Annotated in this window: 21 protein-coding genes and 1 tRNA gene; 13 read left to right on the top strand and 9 right to left on the bottom strand. The window is 70.8% G+C overall.

Annotated features, from left to right (window positions below):
* Positions 1-121: 121 nt before the first annotated feature.
* A complete protein-coding gene (locus ACWC09_RS40565; RefSeq protein ID WP_450856083.1) occupies positions 122-649 on the bottom strand; it encodes a universal stress protein in 528 nt (175 codons plus the stop codon).
* Between the two features lie 311 nt (positions 650-960).
* On the opposite strand from ACWC09_RS40565, the gene ACWC09_RS40570 reads away from it, so the two are divergent.
* The 5 genes from ACWC09_RS40570 to ACWC09_RS40590 all read left to right on the top strand — a co-directional run bounded on the left by ACWC09_RS40570 (position 961) and on the right by ACWC09_RS40590 (position 4,364).
* Entirely contained in the window at positions 961-1,299 is a 339-nt protein-coding gene (locus ACWC09_RS40570; protein ID WP_450856084.1) for a hypothetical protein, read from the top strand.
* Positions 1,300-1,676: 377 nt separating this feature from the next.
* The gene (locus tag ACWC09_RS40575) at positions 1,677-2,909 is read left to right on the top strand and encodes a helix-turn-helix domain-containing protein (protein WP_450856085.1); all 1,233 of its coding nucleotides are present in this window, start codon (positions 1,677-1,679) and stop codon (positions 2,907-2,909) included.
* 129 nt (positions 2,910-3,038) lie between these two features.
* Positions 3,039-3,641 carry an oligoribonuclease gene (gene orn, locus ACWC09_RS40580; protein ID WP_450856086.1) on the top strand — a complete coding sequence of 201 codons (603 nt, stop codon included), beginning with the start codon at positions 3,039-3,041 and terminating at the stop codon, positions 3,639-3,641.
* A gap of 83 nt (positions 3,642-3,724) precedes the next feature.
* Positions 3,725-3,797, top strand: a tRNA-His gene (locus ACWC09_RS40585).
* Positions 3,798-3,863: 66 nt separating this feature from the next.
* Positions 3,864-4,364: a GNAT family N-acetyltransferase gene (locus tag ACWC09_RS40590; protein WP_450856087.1), complete on the top strand. Its 501-nt coding sequence runs from the start codon at positions 3,864-3,866 to the stop codon at positions 4,362-4,364.
* On the opposite strand, the gene ACWC09_RS40595 is transcribed toward ACWC09_RS40590, so the two are convergent.
* Positions 4,350-5,144 (bottom strand): serine/threonine protein kinase, encoded by a 795-nt coding sequence (locus ACWC09_RS40595; protein WP_450856088.1) that lies wholly within the window; start codon positions 5,142-5,144, stop codon positions 4,350-4,352. The two genes, ACWC09_RS40590 and ACWC09_RS40595, sit on opposite strands and share 15 nt — an antisense overlap.
* A gap of 45 nt (positions 5,145-5,189) precedes the next feature.
* Positions 5,190-6,248, bottom strand: a complete 1,059-nt coding sequence (locus ACWC09_RS40600) for a LacI family DNA-binding transcriptional regulator (protein WP_450856089.1) — start codon at positions 6,246-6,248, stop codon at positions 5,190-5,192.
* A 351-nt stretch (positions 6,249-6,599) separates the two neighbouring features.
* On the opposite strand from ACWC09_RS40600, the gene ACWC09_RS40605 reads away from it, so the two are divergent.
* The 5 genes from ACWC09_RS40605 to ACWC09_RS40625 all read left to right on the top strand — a co-directional run bounded on the left by ACWC09_RS40605 (position 6,600) and on the right by ACWC09_RS40625 (position 12,561).
* Positions 6,600-7,922, top strand: coding sequence for an ABC transporter substrate-binding protein (locus ACWC09_RS40605; protein WP_450856090.1), 1,323 nt, complete (start codon positions 6,600-6,602; stop codon positions 7,920-7,922).
* Positions 7,919-8,944, top strand: coding sequence for a carbohydrate ABC transporter permease (locus ACWC09_RS40610; RefSeq protein WP_450856091.1), 1,026 nt, complete (start codon positions 7,919-7,921; stop codon positions 8,942-8,944). Before ACWC09_RS40605 ends, ACWC09_RS40610 begins: the two co-directional genes overlap by 4 nt.
* Entirely contained in the window at positions 8,941-9,834 is an 894-nt protein-coding gene (locus ACWC09_RS40615; protein ID WP_450856092.1) for a carbohydrate ABC transporter permease, read from the top strand. Before ACWC09_RS40610 ends, ACWC09_RS40615 begins: the two co-directional genes overlap by 4 nt.
* A 156-nt stretch (positions 9,835-9,990) precedes the next feature.
* A complete protein-coding gene (locus ACWC09_RS40620) occupies positions 9,991-11,433 on the top strand; it encodes a GH1 family beta-glucosidase (protein WP_450856093.1) in 1,443 nt (480 codons plus the stop codon).
* Between the two features lie 441 nt (positions 11,434-11,874).
* Complete coding sequence (locus ACWC09_RS40625) at positions 11,875-12,561, top strand: hypothetical protein (RefSeq protein ID WP_450856094.1); 687 nt, start codon at positions 11,875-11,877, stop codon at positions 12,559-12,561.
* Between the two features lie 59 nt (positions 12,562-12,620).
* Here the strand turns inward: ACWC09_RS40625 and ACWC09_RS40630 are convergent, their stop codons facing one another.
* The 3 genes from ACWC09_RS40630 to ACWC09_RS40640 all read right to left on the bottom strand — a co-directional run bounded on the left by ACWC09_RS40630 (position 12,621) and on the right by ACWC09_RS40640 (position 16,344).
* The gene (locus ACWC09_RS40630) at positions 12,621-14,093 is read right to left on the bottom strand and encodes a glycoside hydrolase family 18 protein (RefSeq protein WP_450856095.1); all 1,473 of its coding nucleotides are present in this window, start codon (positions 14,091-14,093) and stop codon (positions 12,621-12,623) included.
* 164 nt (positions 14,094-14,257) lie between these two features.
* Positions 14,258-15,640: a sensor histidine kinase gene (locus ACWC09_RS40635; RefSeq protein ID WP_450856096.1), complete on the bottom strand. Its 1,383-nt coding sequence runs from the start codon at positions 15,638-15,640 to the stop codon at positions 14,258-14,260.
* Positions 15,637-16,344, bottom strand: coding sequence for a response regulator transcription factor (locus ACWC09_RS40640; protein WP_450856097.1), 708 nt, complete (start codon positions 16,342-16,344; stop codon positions 15,637-15,639). The genes ACWC09_RS40635 and ACWC09_RS40640 overlap by 4 nt, the downstream gene beginning before the upstream one ends.
* A gap of 99 nt (positions 16,345-16,443) precedes the next feature.
* Between ACWC09_RS40640 and ACWC09_RS40645 the strand changes: the two genes are divergently transcribed.
* Positions 16,444-16,959 (top strand): hypothetical protein, encoded by a 516-nt coding sequence (locus tag ACWC09_RS40645; protein ID WP_450856098.1) that lies wholly within the window; start codon positions 16,444-16,446, stop codon positions 16,957-16,959.
* Between the two features lie 15 nt (positions 16,960-16,974).
* Positions 16,975-17,307, top strand: coding sequence for an acyl-CoA-like ligand-binding transcription factor (locus ACWC09_RS40650; RefSeq protein ID WP_450856099.1), 333 nt, complete (start codon positions 16,975-16,977; stop codon positions 17,305-17,307).
* On the opposite strand, the gene ACWC09_RS40655 is transcribed toward ACWC09_RS40650, so the two are convergent.
* Both ACWC09_RS40655 and ACWC09_RS40660 read right to left on the bottom strand, forming a co-directional pair.
* The gene (locus tag ACWC09_RS40655) at positions 17,304-18,173 is read right to left on the bottom strand and encodes a spermidine synthase (RefSeq protein ID WP_450856100.1); all 870 of its coding nucleotides are present in this window, start codon (positions 18,171-18,173) and stop codon (positions 17,304-17,306) included. The genes ACWC09_RS40650 and ACWC09_RS40655 overlap by 4 nt on opposite strands.
* A gap of 61 nt (positions 18,174-18,234) precedes the next feature.
* On the bottom strand, positions 18,235-18,669 hold the full coding sequence (locus ACWC09_RS40660) for a hypothetical protein (protein ID WP_450856101.1): 435 nt from the start codon (positions 18,667-18,669) through the stop codon (positions 18,235-18,237).
* Between the two features lie 272 nt (positions 18,670-18,941).
* Here ACWC09_RS40660 and ACWC09_RS40665 point away from each other — a divergent pair, with 272 nt between their 5' ends.
* Complete coding sequence (locus tag ACWC09_RS40665) at positions 18,942-20,432, top strand: tetratricopeptide repeat protein (RefSeq protein WP_450856102.1); 1,491 nt, start codon at positions 18,942-18,944, stop codon at positions 20,430-20,432.
* Between the two features lie 163 nt (positions 20,433-20,595).
* Here ACWC09_RS40665 and ACWC09_RS40670 read toward each other — a convergent pair whose 3' ends face one another.
* Positions 20,596-21,189, bottom strand: a complete 594-nt coding sequence (locus ACWC09_RS40670; RefSeq protein WP_450856103.1) for a histidine phosphatase family protein — start codon at positions 21,187-21,189, stop codon at positions 20,596-20,598.
* Positions 21,190-21,336 lie beyond the last annotated feature (147 nt).

Consider the following 21,336-nt stretch of genomic DNA (forward strand, 5'->3'; position numbering starts at 1 on the left):
GTGCGGTGACCGATATATGCCCTTCACAAGGGCACAAACACCTCTACGCGTCAGTAGACTTACGCACCGCACAAAGGAAGGGGACGTTCCCGGAACGCATCTCGCCTGGGCCGACGGGGAGTTAGGGAATCACCACGACGGGCCGCTTCGCCCGCTTCGCCAGCCGCCCGGCGACAGACCCGAAGATGCGCCCGACGATCCCGTGGGTGGACCCGACGACGATCGCGTCGGCCTCGTACTCCCGCCCCACCTCTTCGAGTTCATGGCAGATGTCACCGCCACGCTCGACCAGGATCCACGGCACCTCTGCCAGATAGTCCGCGCAGGCGAGTTCGAGCCCCAGCACCTCGGTGCGGTGGTCCGGCACGTCCACGAAGACCGGCGGCTCGCAGCCGGCCCACACCGTGGTGGGCAGCCGGTTGGCGACATGCACGATGATCAGGCCGGAGCCCGAGCGATGGGCCATGCCGACGGCGTACGCGAGGGCGCGCTCACTGGACGTGGAGCCGTCGAAGCCGACGACGACGCCGTGCTTGAAGGCGGGATCGCAGGAATGACGTGGGTCTTCCGCCGCCAGGGGCTCGGCCGCCGTGGGGTCGGCGACGGGCCGCTTGCGGTCCGCGGGTTCGAAGAATTCGTGACCGGCCATGGCTGTCTCGGCGTTTTGATCCTTTATGGGAGGGACAACAGTGTGCGGCGGAGCTGTGTCCGGGAATGGTCTTCCCACGCCCATACCCCCAAGGGTACGGCGCCACGCCTCCTTAGCCCAGATCCCGCCCACGGTCGGTGGGGGTTCCAGGGAGCATGCACGAGGGGGCGCCCGTAACGCAATGGTTGCTGCGCTGTACAGGCGGTTTGCACAGGATTCACTTGCCTGCGGGTCACCGCAGGCACGGGCGTACAGTGACCGACCGGTCGAACAGGCGTTGAACCCCGTGACCCACGCCCCAGGGAGCACGTATGCCCGGACCGCAGCCACATGCCACCCCCGACACTCCCCGCGCGACCACCACGCCCCAGGACTCGGCGACCGACGTCGTCCGCTGGGCGGCCTTCAGCTGCGTCCTGGTCCCCGTGGTTCTCCTCTGGTACGGCGGCTCGCTCGCCGGCGCGGCGGGAACCGCCCTCGGCCTCGCCGCCGTCACTGCCGTATGCCGACTGCTGCTGCGACAGTCGGAGAGAGGGGCGGCCCGCCTCTACGCCGAGGAAGCCGCGCCCCCGCACGGACGTCACCACCGAACGGGTTCGGGTACCCACAGAGGCGGGCGTCACACCGGCGGAGGTACACCGGTCGCCTGACCGGTTTCCGCGCACGCGCCCGGCGGTTTTCAGCCAACTTCCGACAATGGCGCATCCCCGCCCCCGACCACCCCCCAACCCCCGTTCGACCTGCACGGAAAGGGGGTGCGGGGCCCGGCGTACCCTATGGGGATTGGCCACCGCGACAAGGCGCACTTCCCTGTACGGCCCGCGAGTGCAACGCTTCGTGATCGAATGCTTCACGCCAAGTTGCCATGTCGACAATGTGCCGGTTGCCGAACTGGTCACTCCGGCACCACGCGACACAGTAGATTCGATCTTGACGTCTTACGGCGGGGGACTCGTGCAGGACCGAGGGGAAACGTGCAGGAGCGACACAACCGAGGAGCCGCGACCACCGAGGGGGGCTTAGCAGTATGAGCCACGACTCCACTGCCGCGCCGGAAGCCGCGGCCCGGAAGCTTTCCGGGCGACGCCGCAAGGAGATCGTCGCGGTGCTGCTGTTCAGCGGCGGCCCCATCTTCGAGAGTTCCATTCCGCTGTCGGTGTTCGGGATCGACCGCCAGGACGCCGGCGTGCCGCGCTACCGCCTGTTGGTGGCAGCCGGCGAGGAGGGCCCGCTGCGGACCACGGGGGGCCTGGAACTCACCGCGCCACATGGCCTGGAAGCGATCTCACGCGCCGGGACGGTCGTCGTACCGGCCTGGCGTTCGATCACTTCCCCGCCGCCGGAAGAGGCGCTCGACGCTCTGCGCCGGGCGCACGAGGAAGGCGCCCGCATCGTCGGGCTGTGCACCGGCGCCTTCGTCCTGGCCGCGGCGGGCCTGCTGGACGGCCGCCCCGCGACGACACACTGGATGTACGCACCGACGCTGGCCAAGCGCTACCCGTCGGTCCATGTGGATCCGAGAGAACTCTTCGTCGACGACGGCGACGTGCTGACATCCGCCGGCACGGCGGCCGGAATCGACCTCTGTCTCCACATCGTGCGGACGGACCACGGCAACGAGGCGGCCGGCGCGCTGGCCCGCCGCCTGGTCGTCCCCCCACGCCGGTCGGGAGGCCAGGAACGCTACCTGGACCGCTCTTTACCAGAGGAGATCGGCGCCGACCCGCTCGCCGAGGTCGTCGCCTGGGCGCTGGAGCACCTGCACGAGCAGTTCGACGTCGAGACACTGGCGGCGCGCGCGTACATGAGCCGCCGCACCTTCGACCGCCGCTTCCGCTCGCTGACGGGCAGCGCCCCGCTGCAGTGGCTGATCACGCAGCGGGTCCTGCAGGCCCAGCGTCTCCTGGAGACCTCCGACTACTCGGTCGACGAGGTGGCGGGCCGCTGCGGCTTCCGCTCACCGGTGGCCCTGCGCGGCCACTTCCGCCGTCAGCTGGGCTCGTCCCCGGCCGCCTACCGAGCCGCGTACCGGGCCCGCCGCCCCCAGAGCGACAGGCCGTCCGACGTGGAGCCCACCCCGGGCCCCGCGCTGTCCGGCCCTCCCCTGCACCCGGAGGGCCCGGTGCCGCTGCAGACCCGCCGAACGGCGGCGAACACGGTCGGCTCGGGCGCGTCCCTGTCGACAGCGGCGGCGGAGAACGGCCGGGAGGCCTACGTGACGAGCCGAGCGAGCCTGCCGGGGCAGCGCAGCGGGTCGTGACGTGACCGGATGACGGCACATCCTGAACGCCGGTCGGGCATTTTCTTTCAGCCCGTCCGGCGTTTGCGGACATCCGTCGACCACGACACCGGGCATCCCAAAAGCGGGCGTCAGCTTTAGGGTGGTCGCATGAACGATCGCATGGTGTGGATCGACTGCGAGATGACCGGCCTCTCGCTGTCCGACGACGCGCTCATCGAGGTGGCCGCCCTCGTCACCGACTCCGAGCTGAACGTGCTCGGCGACGGAGTCGACATCGTCATCCGCCCGCCGGACCGGGCGCTGGAGACGATGCCGGAGGTGGTACGTCAGATGCACACCGCGTCCGGGCTGCTGACGGAGCTGCCCGGTGGCACGACGCTCGAGGACGCAGAGGACCAGGTCCTCTCCTATATCCGCGAGCACGTCAAGGAACCCGGCAAGGCCCCCTTGTGCGGCAACTCCGTCGGCACGGACCGCGGTTTCCTCCTCCGCGACATGCCCACCCTCGAGGACTACCTCCACTACCGCATCGTCGACGTGTCGTCGATCAAGGAGCTGGCCCGCCGCTGGTACCCGCGCGCCTACTTCAACAGCCCCGAGAAGAACGGCAACCACCGCGCCCTCGCCGACATCCGCGAGTCGATCGCCGAGCTCCGCTACTACCGCGAGGCCATCTTCGTACCGCAGCCCGGCCCGGACTCGGACACCGCCAGGTCGATCGCCGCGAAGCACGTCCTGCCTGCCCGGTAAAGGCGTGCGCGAGCACCCCTTCGGACCCTGTACACTTTTTCTCGGCCGGTCGGGGAAACCACGAAGCAGTACCGCCGGTCGTGGTGGGTGTAGCTCAGCTGGTAGAGCACCTGGTTGTGGTCCAGGATGTCGCGGGTTCGAGTCCCGTCACTCACCCTGATCGATCAGCCGGTGACCTTTACGAAGGTCACCGGCTGATTCGTGTCCGGGGACAGGAAGCTCATGCGAACCGACACCATCCGCTCCTCCCGCCTCGACCTCCTCCCCCTCCGCGTCGAACACGCCCCCGAAATGTCCGCCGTCCTCGCGGACCCTGCCCTGCACACCTTCATCGGCGGCACCCCGAGCTCCCCCGAGGCCCTCCACCTTCGCTACGAGCGTCTCGTCACCGGCTCCCCCGACCCCTCCGTCTCCTGGTGCAACTGGGTCCTGAGCCTCCGCGAGGACTCCCGCCTCGTGGGCACCGTCCAGGCCACCGTCACCGGCCCCACGGCGGAGATCGCCTGGGTGATCGGCACCCCCTGGCAGGGACGGGGCTACGCATCGGAGGCGGTACGGGCACTGGTGGCCCGCCTCCAGGAACAGCCCGCCCTGCGCACGGTCATCGCCCACATCCACCCCGAACACCACGCCTCGGAAGCGGTCGCCCGAGCGGCCGGCCTGACGCCCACGGACGAACAACACGACGGCGAACGCCGCTGGCGCCTCTCACTCCCCCACTGACACCGCCGAGCGCCACGCCGCCACCAACTCCCCCACCCCCGCGTACCGTTCGCCCGGCTCCGCCCGCGTCCCCCGCTCCACGACCGCCCACTGCGCCGCCGTACCCCGCCAGCCGCGCTCCTCGTCGCCGCGGTCCAGGAGAAGCCGTACCACCCGGGACAGGACGTAGACGGTCGTCCGGACGTCCACGACCGCCCCGCGCCGCCACTCTTCCGGCGCCATGAACCGGCGGGAGCCGGGAAGCCGGTCCTCCGCCACCACGAAAGGCCCGGGACGGTACTCGTCCAGGTCGATGAGATGAAGCCGGTGCGCTTCGAAGTCGTAGAGCAAGGCACCGTCGTACAGATCGACCGCGACCTGCCCCGCGGCCTCCACGGCGAGGTGGGCGTCGAGGATGCGATCCAGGGCGTGCAGGACCCGGGGCACGGACAGGGCCCGGAAGCGAGCGCGCGCGTCGGCACGGTGGAGAATCTCGCCCTCGCACCACGGCATCACCACCGCCGTACGCCCACCACCCCGCACGGCGATCCGACGCAGCTGCGGAACGATTACCGGATGCCGTACGACCCGGTGAAAGGCCCAGGCCCGCCGCAGCGACTCCTGAGCCCGGTCCGTCGTCGCCTCCTTGACGAACCACCGCTCACCGCACGGGAGTCGGACACCGTACGAGACACAGCCCGAGTCCTGGTCACGGAAGGAACGGAACACCTCCCCCACCGCGCGCAGGTACGGCTCGACGGCGGGGACTTCGTCAACGTCCAGCAGAGGATGAGGAGTCACGGACCCCAGCATGCGTACCGGGGCCGGCCGGTGCGGTCGGTTTCCCTACGACGACGCCCGCTCCACCAGCTCCGTGGCCAGCACCACCTGGCGTCGCTCCAACCCCCGCGACATCGCCGGACGCCGGTCCGCGATCTCCTCCAGGAGGAGGTCGATCATGCGGCGGCCCATTTCCTCGATGGGCTGGCGGACGCTGGTGAGGGGTGGGTCCATGTGGCGGGCGATGGCCGAGTCGTCGTAGCCGACGAGGGCCACGTCGTCGGGGATGCGGCGGCCCTCCTCGCGCAGGACCTGGCGGGCGCCCGCCGCCATGACGTCCGAGCCGGCGAAGACCGCGTCGAGGTCGGGGCAGCGGGCCAGGAGGTTCGTCATCGCCCGCCGGCCGCCTTCCTCGGTGAAGTCGCCCGGTTCGATCAGGCGCTCGTCCACCTCCTGACCCGCCTCGCGCAGGGCTTCCCGATAGCCGTCGACGCGGCGCTGGGCGCCGTAGACGTCGAGGCGGCCGGTGATGTGGGCGATCGTGCGGCGGCCCCGGGAGACCAGGTGCTCCACCGCCGAGTGGCCGCCGCCGTAGTTGTCCGAGTCCACCGAGGTCAGGGTCTCGGCGGCCGAGCGGGGGCCGCTGATCACCGCCGGGATCTCCAGTTGGGCCAGCAGATCGGGGAGCGGGTCGTCGGCGTGGACCGAGACCAGCAGGACGCCGTCCACCCGGTGGGCGGCCAGGTACTGGGCCAGGCGGCGGCGCTCGCGGTCGCTGCCCGCGAAGATCAGCAGCAGCTGCATCTCCGTGTCGGAGAGCTCCGCGCCCACCCCCTTCAGCATGTCCGAGAAGTACGGCTCCGCGAAGAAGCGGGTCTCCGGCTCGGGAACCACCAGCGCGATCGCGTCCGTACGGTTCGCGGCGAGGGCGCGGGCCGCCGTGTTGGGGACGTAGCCGAGCTCGGCGACCGCCGCCTCCACCGCCGCGCGGGTCGCGTCACTGACCCTCGGCGAGCCGTTGATCACCCGGGAGACCGTGCCGCGGCCGACACCGGCACGCGCGGCGACCTCTTCGAGGGTGGGCCGGCCCCCGCTCCGGCTCCGCGCTCCGTGGCCTGTTGCCATTGGCTCCGCCCTCCCATGGACCTACGTTGGCTGAATCTAACAGCCCCGCCAGCTGCGGTGACGGCCGCCGGGGGCGAGCGTTCGCGGGCGGAACCCCCTGCAAAGGGACCCGATCACGGACCCTTCCGTTCCACTTAACAGCCCGATAACTGAACGCATAACTCCGCGTCTGCTCCCTTGACACCCCCGCTCGAACCGGCGAACCTTCAACACATCACTTGTGGGAGCGCTCCCACGGTACCTGACACATACACATCCCGCACGTTCCCCGCCCGAGCCGCAGCGAGTACGACGGGCGCCACCAATGCAGTTGGCCGGGGGGTCGGCACGTCAGGCAACAGGAGGACGCACATGGGCACGACTACCCGACGGTCCCGTCGGCTGATGGCTCTCACGGCCGTCGCCGCGCTGGCCACGGGGCTGTTGGCCGGCTGCTCCAGCGACTCGGACAACAGCTCGTCGAACAACAGCGGCGGCGACGCCAAGGGCAAGACCACGCTGACCATCGGCACCTTCGGTGTGTTCGGCTACAAGCAGGCCGGCCTCTACGACGAGTACATGAAGCTGCACCCGAACATCAGCATCAAGGAAAACGTCACCACCCGGACCGACGTGTACTGGCCGAAGGTGCTCACCCGGCTGCAGGCCGGCTCCGGCACCGACGACATCCAGGCCATCGAGGTCGGCAACATCACCGAGGCCGTGCAGACGCAGGGCAGCAAGTTCGTCGACCTCGGCAAGGACGTCGACAAGTCCCAGTGGCTGAGCTGGAAGAACGCCCAGGCCACCACCAAGGACGGCAAGCTGATAGGGCTCGGCACGGACGTCGGCCCGATGGCGATCTGTTACCGCAAGGACCTCTTCAAGAAGGCCGGGCTGCCGACCGACCGCACCCAGCTGGCCACCATGTGGAAGGGCGACTGGGCCAAGTACGTCGATGTCGGCAAGACGTACATGAAGAAGGCGCCCAAGGGCACCAAGTTCGTGGACTCGGCGTCGTCGGTGTACAACGCGGCCCTCGGAGGCGGGAGTTCGCGGTACTACGACAAGGACGGCAAGGTCATCTGGGACACGTCCGACGGCGTGAAGAAGGCCTGGGACGTCGCGATGTCGGTGGCCACCGGCAACATGTCGGCCAAGCTGAAGCAGTTCGACAAGCCGTGGGACCAGGGCTACGCCAACGCCACCTTCGCCACCGTGGCCTGCCCGGCCTGGATGATCGGCTACATCGAGCAGAAGTCCGGTGACTCCGGCAAGGGCAACTGGGACGTGGCAGCGGCCCCGACCGCGTCCAACTGGGGCGGCTCCTTCCTCGGCGTGCCGACGGCGGGCAAGCACCAGAAGGAGGCCATCGCCCTCGCGCAGTGGCTGACCGCGCCCGCGCAGCAGGAGAAGGTCTTCGCCAAGCAGGCCAGCTTCCCGTCGACCCCGTCGGCGTACGCGAACCTGAAGCCGGCCGCCGACACGACGGCGTACTTCTCGAACGCGCCGATCACCCAGATCTTCTCCGACTCGGCGAAGACCATCCCGGTCCAGTACTTCGGCATCAAGGACCAGCCGATCAACACCGCGATCACGGACGTCGGCATCCTCCAGGTCGAGCAGAAGGGCAAGAGCCCCTCGCAGGGCTGGGACGCGGCCAAGAACGAGATCAAGGACGTGCTCGGCCAGTGACCAGCTCCAAGCAGGCTCTCGCGCATCCCGCGTCGAGCGCCGAGGCCGCGCCCGGCATCCCGCCGGGCGCGGCCCGGGGCGCTCACGGTCGCGGTACGCCGCCGGACCCCGACTCGTGGCGCAGCCGGCTGTACCGCTGGGACATGAAGGCGTCCCCGTACGCGTTCATCGCCCCCTTCTTCATCATCTTCGGGGCGTTCTCCCTGGTCCCGCTCCTGTACACGGCCTGGTACTCGCTGCACGACGTACAGCTGTCCTCGCTGGACACCCAGACCTGGGCGGGCCTGGACAACTACAAGAACCTGCTCAGCTCGGACTTCTTCTGGAACGCCCTCAAGAACACCTTCACCATCGGTGTGATCTCGACCGTGCCCCAGCTGCTGGCCGCGCTCGGGCTCGCCCATCTGCTGAACTACCGGCTGCGCGGCTCCACCGTCTGGCGGGTCGTGATGCTCACCCCGTACGCCACCTCGGTCGCGGCGGCGACCCTCGTCTTCACGCTGCTGTACTCGTGGGACGGCGGCATGGTCAACTGGATCCTCCACTTCGTCGGAGTCGATCCGATCAACTGGCGTGAGTCCGACTGGGGTTCGCAGTTCGCGGTGTCGTCGATCGTGATCTGGCGGTGGACCGGCTACAACGCGCTGATCTACCTGGCGGCGATGCAGGCGATCCCGGCCGACCTGTTCGAGTCGGCGGCGATCGACGGCGCCAACCGCTGGCAGCAGTTCCGGCACGTGACGATCCCGCAGCTGCGCCCGACGATCCTGTTCACGGTGGTCGTCTCCACCATCGGAGCGACCCAGCTCTTCGGTGAGCCCCTGCTGTTCGGCGGGGTCAGCGGGTCCAAGGGCGGCTCCGAGCACCAGTACCAGACGCTCGGTCTGTACATGTACGACCAGGGCTGGATCATCGGCAACCTCGGCAAGGCGTCCGCGATCGCCTGGACGATGTTCCTGATCCTGGTGATCGTCGCCGTGGTCAACCTGCTGTTCACCCGACGTCTGAGGAAGTCCCAATGACCACCAGTGAACTGACGCTGCCTCAGGTGCGGCAGAAGAAACGGCGCGACCGCCGGGTGATGGGCGCGGGCAAGCAGCTGCACGCGGGCCCGGTGACGTACGTCGTCCTGACGGTCTTCGCGCTGGTCTCACTGGCGCCCCTGGTGTGGACGGCGGTCGCGGCCTCGCGCACCGACCGCAGGCTGGCCGAGACACCGCCGCCGCTGTGGTTCGGCGGGAACCTGTTCAAGAACATGCAGGCCGCCTGGGACCAGGCCGGCCTCGGCACCGCGATGTTCAACAGCGTGATCGTCGCCGGCACCATCACCGTCGCCACGGTGCTGTTCTCGACGCTCGCCGGGTTCGCCTTCGCCAAGCTGCGGTTCCGGTTCTCCGGCGTGCTGCTCCTGCTCACCATCGGCACGATGATGATCCCGCCCCAACTGGCCGTCGTACCGCTGTACTTGTGGATGGCGAACCTGGGCTGGTCGAACCAGCTGCAGACGGCCATCCTGCCGACCCTGGTCACGGCCTTCGGTACGTTCTTCATGCGCCAGTACCTGGTGCAGGCGCTGCCGACCGAGCTGATCGAGGCGGCGCGGGTGGACGGGGCGAGCAGCCTGAGAGTCGTCTGGCACGTGGTCTTCCCGGCGGCGCGGCCCGCGATGGCCGTGCTCGGCCTGCTGACCTTCGTGTTCGCCTGGAACGACTTCCTGTGGCCGATCATCGCCCTCAACCAGCAGAACCCGACCGTCCAGGTCGCCCTGAACTCGCTCGGCACCGGCTACGTCCCCGACCAGGCGGTGATCATGGCGGGCGCGCTACTGGGCACGCTGCCGCTGCTGATCGCGTTCATCCTGTTCGGGAAGCAGATCGTGGGCGGCATCATGCAGGGTGCGATCAAGGGCTGACGCCCCGTCAGTGCTATGTCACATGTCATACGTCACATGTCACATATGACATGGCACCTTCCCTACATCCCTTCGGGGCCGGGTCACCGCCGCCTCGGCCCCACCCCTCCCCCCACCAACCCGTCGGTCTCCACGACCTCCAATGGGAGCGCTTCCATGCCTGAGCCCGCAACGCCGGTGACCCCGGTGACCTTTCCTCCCGCCTTCCTCTGGGGCGCCGCGACCTCCGCCTACCAGATCGAGGGGGCGGTGCGGGAGGACGGCCGTACGCCGTCGATCTGGGACACCTTCAGCCATACGCCGGGCAAGACCGTCGGCGGCGAGCACGGTGACATCGCTGTCGACCACTACCACCGTTACCGCGACGACGTGGCGCTCATGGCCGACCTGGGCCTGTCCGCGTACCGCTTCTCGATCTCCTGGTCGCGGGTGCAGCCGACCGGCCGGGGCCCGGCCGTGCAGGTGGGCCTGGACTTCTACCGCCGCCTTGTCGACGAGTTGCTCGCCCACGGCATCAAGCCGGCGGTCACCCTCTACCACTGGGATCTGCCGCAGGAGTTGGAGGACGCGGGCGGCTGGCCGGAGCGGGACACGGCGCTGCGGTTCGCCGAGTACGCGCAGATCGTCGGCGAGGCGCTGGGCGACCGGGTGGAGAACTGGATCACCCTCAACGAGCCCTGGTGCAGCGCCTTCCTGGGCTACGCCTCCGGCGTGCACGCCCCGGGCCGGACGGACCCGGAGGCATCCCTCCGCGCGGCGCACCACCTCAACCTGGCGCACGGGCTGGGCACTTCGGCCCTCCGCTCGGCGATGCCGGCCCGCAACTCGATCGCCATCAGCCTCAACTCCTCGGTGGTCAGGCCGCTTTCGCCGCAGGACCCGGCGGACCTGGCGGCGGTCCAGAAGATCGACGACCTGGCGAACGGCGTCTTCCACGGTCCGATCCTGCACGGCGCGTACCCGGAATCCCTGTTCGCGGCAACGGAGTTGATCACCGACTGGTCGTACGTCCTCGACGGCGACCTGCGCGCGATCAACCAGCCGCTGGACGCGCTGGGCCTCAACTACTACACCCCGAGCCTGGTGTCGGCGGCCGACTCCCCCCTGTCCGGCCCGCGCACCGACGGTCACGGCGCCAGCTCCCACTCCCCGTGGCCGGGCGCGGACGATGTCGCCTTCCATCAAACCCCGGGCGAGCGCACGGAGATGGGCTGGACGATCGACCCGACGGGCCTGCACGAGCTGATCATGCGGTACACGCGCGAGGCGCCCGGCCTGCCCCTCTACATCACGGAGAACGGCGCGGCCTACGACGACAAACCCGACTCCGACGGCCAGGTCCACGACCCGGAGCGCATCGCCTACCTCCACGGCCACCTCTCGGCGGTCCGCCGCGCCATCACCGACGGCGCGGACGTGCGCGGCTACTACCTGTGGTCCCTGATGGACAACTTCGAGTGGGCGTACGGCTACGAGAAGCGCTTCGGCGCGGTCTACGTCGACTACGCGACCCTCGCCCGCACGCCGAAGGCAAGCGCCCACTGGTACGCGCAGGCGGCACGGACGGGCACGCTGCCGCCGGTGCAGACCGCCCCGTAGGGGCCCACAAGCGGGGGGCGGGGCGCGGCATGCCGAGGGGGGATGCCGCGCCCCGGTTCGTCGCTCACGTATCAGCCTGGTTCGTCGCTCACGTATCAACCCGGTTCGTCGCTCACATATCAACCGGCATCCCAGCCGCGTCGGAGCGGAAGCAGTCCGGCCGTGTGTGCCGCGCCGGTCCGTGATCCAGGCCTCGGGCCGGGCCACGGGCCGATCGATCGGCCGGCCAGCCCGAGAAGCATTCCTCCACAGTGACGGGGCGCACCCGGCCGCCACGACCGAATATCCGACGGCGGCACCGTGAGCCGGCAGCGTGAGGGGCGTGCCCTCGCCGACCGGGCTCACAGGAACCGCTCAGCCCGAACGCAGCCACCTCTCAGCGCCAAGGCGTTCGATCGTTCCCACAGGGCGAGTTGGCCCTGCGGGACAACGGAGGACGTCATGGGATTCATCGCGCTCCTGCTGCCGCTGCTGCTCATCGGCGCGGCGGTGGCCTTCGCCACCCGGCGGCGGGCGAGCGCGCCGACATCGGGGCAGGTGCAGCAGGTGTACGACGCCGAGGCCGACGCCGGTGCCGAGGCGCACCGGTGGGTGGAGTTGCTCGGAGGGAGCCTGTCGACACTGGACGCGGGCGGGAACAAGGCGGCCCAGCAGGCCCTGGCGGACGCGGGCGAGCGGCACCGGGCGGCGCAGGGGCAGCTGGCCACCGCCTACTCCGCCGCCCAGTACGCGCTGGTCACGCAGAGCGCGGTCGAGGGGCTGCACCATGTGCGCACGGCACGGACCGCGTTGGGGCTGGATCCGGGTCCCGCACTGCCGACGTCGGGGTTGGGCGGCGGGCAGGTGACGGTCGGCGGGCAGACGTACACCGCCGCCGGTCGGCCGGGTGCCACCAATCCGTATTACTACCCTGGTGGGGTCGTCAACGGTCGTACGGTCCCGGGCGGTTGGTACAGCGCGCCCTGGTGGAAGACCGCGCTGGTCGCCGGTGCGGCGGGGGTCGGCGGGATGCTGCTGGCCGACGCGCTCTTCGACGGGTTCCATCACCACGGCCCCGGGCCGGGTGGGCCCGGCGGTCCGGGTGGGTTCGGGTTCGGGGGCGGCCTCGGCGGTCCCGGCCCCTTCTGAGACGTCGAGAGAGACGGGAGCACCTGGGTGCGCCCGTCTCTTTTCCCCGTGTTCGAGGCCTAGTTGAACGTCCCGAACGCCTTCGAGAACGCGAACTTGTCCTGGACGATCGAGCTGCAGGTCGCGTCGGCGTTGTTCTTCGCGCCGCCGTCGCACTGCTTGTCGCGGGTCGCCGACCACATCGACAGGCCGCCGAGGCCCTTGGACTTGGCGAAGTTCGCCAGCTGGGTGGCGTCGTCGACCTTGAAGATCTCGGAGGAGACGTCGTTGACGCCGATCATCGGGGTGACCGCGACCGCCTTCCAGGCCGCGCTGTCGGAGAGGCCCAGCACGCTCTTGACCTGGGCCTGGGTGGCGGTGGCGGCCTGTTCGGCGTAGGTGCCCATGTCTCCGCTGTACGAGGCGCCGTAGTCCATCGCCATGATGTTGACCGTGCCGATCCGCACGCCGTTGGACTGGGCGTTGGAGAGCAGGTTCACACCGTCCTGGGTGAGGCCCTCGGGCATCACCGGGAGGGTGAAGGAGACGTCCAGGCCGGGGTGTTCGGCCTGGAGCTTCGCTATCGCCTTGGCGCGCAGGGTGTTGGCGGTGGTGTTGGGCAGCGCGCCGCCCTCGACGTCGAAGTCGACCTTGGTCAGCTTGTACGCGTCCACGACCTTCCCGTACGCCGCCGCCAGCGCGTCCGCCGAGGAGCAGGTCGTCGCCAGCTCGGAGCCGGAGGCGCCACCGAAGGAGACGCGGACGTCTCCGCCCTTCGCCCGGAGGGAGCCGATCTGGGACGCGACCCCGTCGCTGCCGAGGTCGGTCACCCCGCCCCACTTGGGCGTGCAGCTGCCGCCGTCGGTGATGAAGGCCAGGTTGTAGGTCTTCACGCCGGTCGCGTCGGCGCTCGCGAGCAGGTCGAAGGCCGGGTAGAGGGAGGTGTCGACGTACGGGGCGAAGCCGGCGCCGGTGGTCGTGCCGGTGCCGGTGCTCGCCGAGGTCGAGGGGGACGCGGTGGCGGTGGCGGTCGGAGTGGCACTGGCCGATGCCGTCGGGGTCGCTGTCGGGGTCGCCGTCGGCGTCGCGGATTCCGTCGGGCGGCCACTCGGTTCGGGTGTGGCCGTGGCGTCGGCGGAACAGGTGGCGCCGTCGATGAGACAGCCGGTCGGGTCGCCGGTGCCGTGGACCACGAAGCCCACGGTGATCGACTCGTCGGCTGCCAGTCCGTCCGTGTCCCACTTGGGCGGCGTCACCGTGACGTGCTGTCCGCTCACGCTCGATTCGGCGTTCCAGAGGGAGCTGAGCTTGGCGCCGGACGGCAGGTCGAACTGCAGCTTCCAGTCCTTCTCGGTCCCGCCGCTGTTGTTCGTGACGACGTACTGGGCGGTGTAACCCGTCGACCAGTCACTGGTCTTGGTGTACGCGGCCCCGACGCCGGCCGCGTGTGCGGTGCCGGTGAGCAGGATCGCGCCACCACCGACCACGGCCGCGGCGACCGTGCCGCCGATCGCCTTGTTTCTGCCACTGACCTTGCGCCGGTGCGTGCTCATGCGCGTGCCTGCCTCAACTGTCCGGGGGTGGGGTGCGGCAGCACGCTAGCGATCCCGAAACGGGCAAAGCGCCTGATCCGGGCGGCAGTTGAGGATCTTAGGGTGCGCTTAAGGAAGGGATCGGGGACGGTTAAAGGTAGAGACCAATCCGCCCCGGCCGAGGCTCAGCGCACACCTGCCGTGCCCCGCCGACGACGCCGTACCGACCGGTGCCCCCGCCCGCCCGGTGTCCGCCCCCGCCCGTCCAGCTGGATCCAGATCCGCACCTCGGTCCCGCCCAGCACGGACGACCCGATCCGTACGTCACCGCCGGTCGACTCGGCGAGGCGGCGGACGATGTCCAGTCCGAGGCCCGTCGAGCCGTCGCTGCCCGACCCCCGGCCGCGCGCCATCGCCGCCTCCGGGTCGGTTATGCCGGGCCCGGCGTCGGACACGAGCACGATCACGGCGTCCTCGCCGTTGTGCAGGTCGACGGCGAAGGCGGTGCCCTCGGCGGTGTGCCGGAAGACGTTGCCGAGCAGCGCGTCCAGCGCGGCCGCGAGGTCGGCCCGGGCCACGGGTATGCGCACCGGCCGGTCGGCCCCGGCCACCCGCCACTTGCGGCCCTCGTCCTCGGCGAGCGCCGACCAGAACCCCATCCGCTCGCGCACCACCTCGGCCGCGTCGCACCCGGCGCCGGGCCCGGCGGCCGCGGTCTGCGGCTTGGCGTCCCGGGCGGTGCGGATGATGGTGTCGACCTCGCGCTCCAGCTGGGCGACGGCGGCCCGGGTCTGGTCGGCGGCGGGGCCGTCCCCGAGCGAGGCCGCGTTGAGCCGCAGCACAGTCAGCGGCGTACGCAGCCGGTGCGACAGGTCAGCCGCCAACTCCCGCTCGTTGGCGAGCAGTTGTACGACCTGGTCGGCCATGGAGTTGAACGCGACGGCGGCCAGCCGCAGTTCGGTCGGCCCTTCCTCCGGCACCCTCGACCCCAGCTTCCCCTCCCCCAGCTCGTGCGCGCCCTCGACCAGCCGCTGGGCGGGCTGCACCATCCGCACGCCCAGCCGGTCGGCGACCGCGACGGACCCGACGATCAGCGCGACGCCGACCCCCGCGAGCACCGCCCAGGCCGTGCCGACCCCGTTGGTGACCTCGGCCTCGGGCACGAACACCTCGACGACCGCGATCGCGCCGGAGCTGAGCGCCACCGGCGAGAGCAGGGTGGAGCCGCCGGAGACCTCCGTCGTGGAGGCGCGGCCCAGCTTGCGCACGGTCGCGATGTCCTGGTCGGCGGCGCGCTGCCTGCCGATGTCGACGGCCGCCTGAGTCCCCGCCGCCGGTATGTGCACGGCCATCCCGGAGTCCGAGCCGGCCGAGGCGACGACCCGCTCCAGCTGGTCGCGCTCGGTGGTGATGGACAGCGCCGGGGCGACCGCGGCGGCCTGTCGCTCGGCGTTCGAGAAGGCGCGGTCCCGGGCCATCTCCTTGATGACCAGTCCGAGCGGCACGGCGAAGGCGACCACGACCATGGCGGTGACCGCCAGACAGACCTTGACCAGTGCCCATCTCATCGCGGCGGCTCCGATGCGCTCGGCGGCTCCAGCTTCACACCGACGCCCCGCAGGGTGTGCAGATAGCGCGGCCGCGCGGCCGTCTCACCCAACTTCCGCCGCAGCCAGGACAGATGGACGTCGATGGTCTGGTCGTCGCCGTAGGACTGCTGCCACACCTCCGCGAGAAGTTCCTTGCGCGGCACGACGACACCCGGGCGCCCGGCGAGGAAGGCGAGCAGATCGAACTCGCGGCGGGTGAGGTCGAGCCGCATGCCGTCCAGTTCGGCCTGGCGGCGCAGGGGATCGACGGTCAGTCCGCCGACGCGCAGGACGGAAGAGGGCGGAGCGTCCCCCGGGACGGTACGCGCCCGTCGTAGCACCGCGGCCATCCGGGCCGACAGGTGCTCGACCGAGAAGGGCTTGGTGAGGTAGTCGTCCGCACCCGCGTTCAACAGCCGGACGATCTCCGTCTCGTCGTCCCGCGCGGTGGCGATGATCACCGGTACGTCGGTGATCCCGCGCAGCATCTTCAGCGCCTCGGACCCGTCCAGGTCGGGCAGTCCGAGGTCGAGGATGACCACGTCGAAGCGGAAATGGGCGACCTCGCGCAGCGCCTCCAGCGCCGTCCCGACACTGCGCACGGTGTGCGTGGCATCGGTCAGGTGCCGGATCAGCGCCGAGCGTACGAACTGGTCGTCCTCGACCACGAGCACACTTGCCATGCGCGGCACCGTACGCCATGCGGGCGGGTCGTATCCGAGCCTGTGGATAACTCCCGACCGAGTGCGGCCCGTGGGACGCGTGAGGCAGTATGGCCCGCGATGCGCAGAGGACTCGTACACATGCTGGCTTGGTCGCTCGCCACGGGCGCGGCGGTCACGCTGTCGTGGTGGGGTGTCCACACGGTGATGGCGGGCACGGCCTATGACCCGCCGCGCGCCCTGCCGATCACGGCGGCCGACGCGACCACGCAGGAGTCGAAGCCGCTGGCGTCGTCGACGTCACGGCCCTCCCCGTCGAAGGCCCCGACGGGCAAGCCGTCCCCGACACGCACGCCCACGGCGTCGAGGACACCGGCGAAGACCCCCACCCCGTCCACCTCCCCCACCGCCTCCGGCCAGGTCAAGAGCTATGACACCGACGGCGGGCGGGCGGTCTTCGACCTCGGCGAGACCTCGGCGTCGCTCGTGATGGCGACCCCGGCGACCGGCTGGTCGATGCAGACGTGGAAGACGGACACCTGGATCCGGGTGGAGTTCACGTCCGGCACGGACAAGGTCTCGGTGATCTGCACCTGGCACGACGGGCCGCCCCATGTGGAGGTGGGCAACTACTAGCGGCCGCGAGACGCGATGCTCCAGCAGGACCGCGAAGCACTGCTCCTGCGCACCCGGCTCACCTTCAACGACCCGGCCCTGCGGGCCCGCAACGTCGCCGAGCAGGAGCGCAGCGAGCGGGCCATGGCCGAGGTCATCGCGGGCCGCACCGGCCGGGACCCGACCGACCTGGAGGTGAGGTGCGCGGCCGCCGCCATCATCGCCGTGTTCACGCGCTGGTACGGCACTGGGTGGAAGGCGACGGGAAGGAGGACCTGGCGGGGCTGCACGAGCGTCATCTGCCACTGCTGTCACGGGGGTTGGACTTCTGAACCGACCCGGGTCGGTCTTACGGACCCGCCGCTCTAGCGGAACACCGAGGGCGGCGGCGCCGGGGAGGCGACCGCCGCCTCGTCCGTGACCGGCGCGGCCCCACCGGTGAAGTCGACCAGCGCGCGGCCGTGTTCGACGCGGCCGGGGTGCGGATCGCTCGCCGCCCTGCGGGTGAGTTCCGCGACCGGCAGCGGGGCGTCGGAGGCGACGAGGACCGCGTTGCCGAACCGTTTGCCGCGCAGCACGGTCGGGTCGGCGACCAGGGCGAGTTCGGGGAAGCGGGCGGCGGCGGTGGCGATCTGGCCGCGGAGGTGGGCCAGCGGCGGACCGTCGGCGAGGTTGGCGGCGTAGACGCCACCGGGGCGGAGGGTCCGGCGGACCTCGTCGAGGAACTCGGTCGAGGTGAGGTGGGCGGGGGTTCTGGCCCCGCTGAACACGTCCGCGATGACCAGGTCGGCCCAGCCGTCGAGGACCTTGGCGAGCCCTTCGCGGGCGTCCACGGCACGCACCCTGATGCGGGCGTTCTGGTCCAACGGCAGCTGTCTGCGCACCAGTTGGACGAGAGCCGCGTCGCGCTCGACGACCTGCTGGGTGGAGCGGGGGCGGGTGGCGGCGACGTAACGGGCGAGAGTGAGGGCGCCCCCGCCGAGGTGCACGGCGTGCACGGGCTTGCCGGGCGGTGCGGCGAGGTCGATCACATGCCCGAGCCGCCGCTGGTACTCGAAGGAGAGGTAGGAGGGGTCGTCCAGATCGACGTGCGACTGCGGCGCCCCGTCGATCAGCAGCGTCCAGGCCCGCGCCCGGTCCCGGTCGGGTATGAGCTCGGCGAGCCCACCGTCGACGGCCTCGACGACGGGTTCGGCGCCGGCACTGCCACGCCGGGGGTTCCTGGACTTTCCCATAGGTCCATTATCGGCGGCCGCGAGCGGGGCCGCCTGCGCTGGGGAGGGTCGGCGGCAGCCGTCAGCAGCAGTTGTCCGCCGCCTCGATCAGCCGCGCCGCCTCGCCGAGGGCCAGCCGCAGCACCGCGGGGTCGGTCGCGAGGTCCGCCTCACCGGGCGGGAGCAGCCAGTCGGAGCCCTCGACGGGCGGCTCGGGGTTCAGGCTCAGCCCGCGCCCGTCGGTCTCCGTACAGGTGCTGCCGGGGACGTCCCACGCGGCGGCCGTGCCGGGCGGCACCACGAAGCCGAGGGTGTCGCAGCCGTCGTCGTGCAGTACGGGCCCCACCGCGTCGCCCGCACCGCGGCGCAGGATGTCGACGGCCTCCAGCCCCTGGCGGGCCGGCACGGTGACGAGGTCGCAGGCACCCTCGGGAACAGGCGGCGCGCTGCGCTCCGGGGTCGGCGGGTGCCCCATCGTCGTCACTGGCATCGTCGTCTCCATCCCGGCCTCCACCACGGAACCCCTCCTTGAACGAAGCGGGTCGGGAGTCGGGCGGCTCCCGGTCCGCAAGGTTCAACGCAGGCGCGTGTCAACGGCTACGGCGGAAGTCAGCCACAAAGGATGGCAGTTCATGGCAGATCCTGGATGAGATATCCGGTTTGTAGCCAAACCCTGCGTGGCGGGTCCGGTACAGCGGGTACGTTCTTGCCCGCCGGAAACAGGGTGTCACACGAACAACTCACCTCAATTCCGGCATGGTTCGACGGTTCGCACGAGAGGACCCGGCCATGGCGTCGTCAAAGGTGACCTCGTCCCAGCCCATGCCCGCCCCGCCACCCCGACCCAACCTCGCCTTCCGGCAGTTGCGCGGCAGGCGCTCGCCGGCCGAGTTCGCCGCGGCGGTACGCCGGGCGGCGCGCGAGATCGGGGAGCGGGTCAGCTGCGACGCGCGCTATGTGGGCCGGGTGGAGGCGGGCGAGATCCGCTGCCCCAACTACGCGTACGAACGGGTGTTCCTGCACATGTTCCCCGGCCGCACGCTCACCGACCTGGGCTTCGCGCCCCGCGCATCCGTACGCGGACGCAGGGCGCACGCGGCCGACGACGCGCCCCCCGCGCACTCAACGAGCCGGGCACACACGCCCGATGAGACGCCGGGGGCGTACGAGCCGTATGAGCGGGGGGAGCCGTACGAGCCAATTGCCACGCAGGACCACGAGCACCACGAGAACCACCCGACGTACGACAACTACGAGGAGAGCGACGTGCTGCGTCGCGCATTCATGACCGGCGGGGGCGCCACCGTGGCCGCCGCCTCGCTGGGCCCCATCGGGCTCGCCTTCGACGCCGCGGCGGCGGGACGCGCCGTCCGTCGGCCGGGGACGAGTGACGCGTACGCGCTCGAAGACGCCGTACGCAGAATCCGGCTGCTCGACGACCGGCACGGCGCGGACGGGCTCTACCGGCGCGCGTCGGCGCCGTTGCGCGCCGCCTACGCGCTGCTGGACGCCGGCGCGACCCGGCAGACGACCGCGGACAGACTCCACTCGGGCGCCGGCGAACTGGCCATCTCGGTGGGCTGGTTGGCGCACGACTCCGGCCGCTTCGACGATGCCCGCTCGCACTACGCGGAGGCGCTCGCGACCGCCCGGATGACCGGGGACGACGCCCTGGAGGCACACGCCTTCTGCAACATGGCGTTCCTCGCGCGCGACGCCGGGCGGCCGCGGGAGGCGGTCCGGGCGGCGCAGGCCGCGCAACGCGTCGCGCGCCCCCTGGGCTCCGCCCGCCTGATGTCCCTGCTCGCGCTGCGCGAGGCGGGCGGCTGGGCGGGGCTCGCCGACCGGGCCGGCGTCGAGCAGACACTCGCCCGCGCGCAGGCCCTCTACGAGCGAGGCCCCTCGGACGCCGACCCCGAGTGGATGAGCTTCTACGGAGAGGCCGAACTGGAGGGCCTGGAGGCGCAGTGCTGGTCGACGCTGGGCGACTGGCTGCGCGCGGCCCGGCACGCGCGACAGGCGGCCCACCTCCAGGACCCGCACTTCAGCCGCAACATCGCCCTGTACACGGCGGAACTCTCGGACGACCTGGCCCGAGGCGGCCGTCCGGACGAGGCGGCGACGGCCGGGATGCGCGTCCTGGACCTCCTGGACCAGGTCCAGTCGTCCCGTATCCAGACGATGCTGGCGGGGACGGCGAGGGTACTGCTGCCGCACCGGCGGGCGACGGGCGTCTCGGGGTTCCTGGAGCGGCACGCTTCCTTGCCGCGCACGGCGTGAGCCACGCGCGGGTACGTGACGGCGTGAGCCACGCGCGGGTACGTGACGGCGTGAGCCACGCGCGGGTACGTGACGGCGTGAGCCACGCGCGGGTACGTGACGGCGTGAGCCACGCGCGCGTGGCGGCGACCGGGACAGTCGCTGGGCCAAGCGGGGACAGTCGCTAGACCAAGTGCCCCAGGTCGTTCCAGCTCTCGATCGCCGGTTCCCCGTAGGCCCACCCCAGTACCGAGAGCGACGTCGGATTCAACCTGATCCGTGCCGCGAAATCGATCGGCAGACCCATCCAACGCGCCCCGATCGACCGCAGGATGTGCCCATGGGCGAACACCAGCACGTCCCGGTCGGTCTCCCGCGCCCAGGCCACCACCTCGTCGGCCCGCGCGGTCACGTCGGCGAGGGACTCGCCCTCCGGGACCCCGTCACGCCAGATGAGCCATCCGGGCCGCATCGCCTGGATCTCGTCCGGCGTCATGCCCTCGTACACCCCGTAGTCCCACTCCATCAGCGTGTCCCAGGAGGCAGCCCGCTCCCCGAACCCGGCCAGCTCGCACGTCTCACGCGCGCGTGCCAGCGGACTGGTCCGCACCTCGACATCCGGCAGCCCCTCGAACGGCGCCCGGTGCAGCCGCTCGCCCAGCAGCTTCGCGCCCCGGCGGCCCTCCTCCAGGAGCGGCACGTCGGTCCTGCCGGTGTGCTTGCCGGACAGTGACCACTCGGTCTGTCCGTGCCGGGCCAGCAGGATGCGCGGTGCCATGAGCGGAGAAACCTTTCCGGAGGAATCGTCGGCGGAGGAAATCGCAGGCGGAACCCCTCCATCATCGCGCACCCTGTGCTGAGGCCCGCCCAGGGCAACCCGACGGCCGATCTCTGCGTCTTTGGGGACCGGGGGCGCCCGGCAGGG

This window comes from Streptomyces sp. NPDC001617 (assembly GCF_053596855.1).